Source organism: Endozoicomonas sp. ONNA2, assembly GCF_024606365.1.
In the GTDB taxonomy this organism is placed as follows: Bacteria; Pseudomonadota; Gammaproteobacteria; order Pseudomonadales; family Endozoicomonadaceae; genus Endozoicomonas.
The window spans coordinates 1-2,890 of sequence record NZ_JAHHPO010000344.1; the positions used below are offsets into that span (position 1 = coordinate 1).

The window sequence follows — 2,890 nt, forward strand, 5'->3', positions numbered from 1 at the left end:
TATGTATATTGAATCAGTTAACCTTACCAATGTTGATGTTCTTGATAATTATTTTAACGAGCTTTTATTGGATACAGAGTTATCCGTTTATGAGAAAGAGATTGCCTATTTTGCTTTTCTACAATCATTAGGACATTTTTACTACAAGATAGCTATGGAGTACAAAGTCAGCTTCTGTGCTGGAAAAGGTAATCATGTAAAATCAGCTCAATATAATAAGGCAATAATTTACAATACCAAGCTTCATAAAATGGCGATGGCCAGTATTAAAAAGGATATCTTTCAGAGTGCTGACTTTTGGGTTTTAAGCCTGCTCGCTTCAGGATTTCTGGTGAATTATCGCTGGACATCCCGGGACAGGTCTCAATTAACCGCTCTAAGTCTGGCGGTGGAGAGAAGCCCTAAACAAGAATCGGAGGTTGCACTGGCAAAATATACCTGTTTTTCTCTCGCAGAAGTCCTGGAAGATGTTGGAGCGTACAGAAGTGTTGCTGATAATTCTGAAAAATACAATACCTTGGCGCTATTAACCATGCTTTGGAATGATCTTGGGTTTTCCCGTTGGCCCTACTCAACCACCCTGAATCCGGAGAAAGCGCTTGAATATCTGGAATTCATTCAACATGAAATAACCAACAATGATAATCAAAGCGACGAAATACTGAAGCAATCCATGGATGTTGGCTATGAATTTAATAAATTGATGCAGGGATCGACGCCGAATTCACAACTGTGTTCTGAAAGAATTGCCCTGTATTACTTTATGCTGGGTAACCACAAAAAGGGATCGGAACTTCTTGAGTTTACCAAGGATAAAAAAAAATCGCTGTATTTCGGGCTTTGCATGGCATCAAAGGCTAAATACCAGTTGGCCATTCAGTTTATTGAAAAGGACAAAATCAGAGATGTTTGTATTAAAGCACTGTTAGGTATTCTATGCGAAAAGCTTGCCAACTCTCAGAATGAATCATCTGAACAATATAATGAATTGCTCGGGAAAGCAGAACTTAATTACCGGGCAGTGATTGGCTCACGGCCTGAAATGAATAAATATTTAGCCATGTTGATGGAAAAACGGGGATATCTGCCAGACTCGTTAAAACACTGGAAAGCTTACCGTTGTTTTTTACATGATCAGGAAGAGAAAAGTAATGTAAGGTCGGTCAGGTTTAAAATTCCCATGGAGATTAAGCTGGTGGGTGAAAAAATTCTGGAATTGGAGAACCTGGTAGGGAAAATTAAATCTGAAAAAAAGGCAGAGTCACTATTGGGTGACGGTAAATCTTATAACCAGGAAACTGTGGAAAAGAAGCCTGAACGTCCAGCTGCCAGGAAAAGGAAAGGCAAGAAAAAGAGTCTGCCTGCTGCTGATAGAAAACCAGCTTGCCAGGAACAAAAGCCAGCCGACTTCCGCAGCGAAAAGGGTTTTTCTATTCAAGTGCCGAATCTCGAGTCTGAGCTAAATCTTGACAGTGGATCAGAATTTGAGGAACACACCGATCCTCAACACCATGATCAACAGGGCCTGAACGAAAACCAATGGCAACTCGTCACTGGAAAGTCTGACCCGTTTCGGTTTGTTGTGATTCAGGGCGTTAAAATTCCTGTTGGCTTTTCAATAAAAGAAGTCGAGCGTCAATGGGGAAAGACCCGTGATTCAAGAAATGATTTAACCAATCGGCTACTCCACCTTGACATTGGCCGGGAGGATTATGATGATGTTTTGAAAGTCATTGATCAATATGTGGGCGAGACTGCAAATCCGGTAGCACAGTTACACTTTATACAAAATAGAGAGTGGCTGTTGAGATGCAAGAGTTTTGATAACCGTGCACTTTATGCCCATTGTCGTGTTACTGGTCAAACGATCCATGCATTAAAGGCAGAGTTACGGTTATCTATTTTGGAATGTGTGTGTAAACAGGTGGAGTCTGTTTTTTACCGTGCCTTTGAGTGCTTACCTTCACCTCTGTGGTTCAGTAATCCCGATTTGTTGAAAAAGGACATTAAATACCTGATAGATCACGTTCATCCTGAGTTTTGTGTACAGCTTGGCGCTCAATTTTCAACAGCGGCCCATGTAATGAAAGATATTCATTGGGAATTTACCTGCCAGAAGGGAAAAGACCAGACGTGTCGCTCACTGTATGGTTACTCCCCACAAGACTATGCCAATTTGGCTGAAAAGTTCTATGACTTTCGTAATTTTATCGATCCACAACATGTCTCGGCCATTATTTAGATAGAAGTCCTGCTTCAGAAGGCCTCCTGTCAAGGGAAGGTTATATTTTGTCAATGGATACCTGCTCGATAGCGACGCCGTTTTCCCGACAGAATTGTGATAATTCTTCCTGGGGATTACGGTCGTACTGGATATCATAAACGATGCGCCGGATACCGGCCGCTAACAGGTTCTTGGTGCACTGGTCACAGGGGCTGTGGGTCACATAAGCGGTAGCTCCTTCAATGGGAGTACCCAGCCTTGCTGCCCAGATAACCGCATTGAGTTCCGCATGAATTTCGTGCCTGAGCGACCAGGCGTGGTGCTCTTCATAGTCGGCCTCATTACAGTTGATATAGCCTGACGGCGTGCCATTAACCCCGGTGGAAAGCACCCGTCCATCTTTCACCAGCAGACAGCCGACCTGAAGGCGCACACATTTTGATAATTTGGCCAGGGAGTGGGCCATCTCCATATACACACTATCAACCGATCTAATGCCCTTGCTATCAGTGGCCATTGATAATTTGTTCCTTGAATTTTGGAAAAAGTCGTCTTGTAAAACAAATGTTCATGACGATGGCCAAGAGGCTGTCCGAGAATAGGGCCCGACCGGGCGTCCCCATAGCGAGGATTGCGAGAAATTGAGGCTAAAAATTTCTGATTCTG

Annotated in this window: 2 protein-coding genes; one reads left to right on the forward strand and one right to left on the reverse strand. The window is 42.9% G+C overall.

Annotation, left to right across the window (positions count from 1 at the left end):
- On the forward strand, nt 1-2,242 hold a 2,242-nt coding region (locus tag KDK14_RS06260), incomplete at its 5' end, for a hypothetical protein (protein WP_257264158.1).
- 40 nt (nt 2,243-2,282) lie between these two features.
- Here KDK14_RS06260 and KDK14_RS06265 read toward each other — a convergent pair.
- Nucleotides 2,283-2,741 (reverse strand): deaminase, encoded by a 459-nt coding sequence (locus tag KDK14_RS06265; RefSeq protein ID WP_257264159.1) that lies wholly within the window; start codon nt 2,739-2,741, stop codon nt 2,283-2,285.
- Nucleotides 2,742-2,890 lie beyond the last annotated feature (149 nt).

Excerpts from the sequence above, each read along its gene's own strand:
- KDK14_RS06265 (WP_257264159.1), bottom strand. The coding sequence starts at position 2,741 with ATGGCCACTGATAGCAAGGGCATTAGATCGGTTGATAGTGTGTATATG.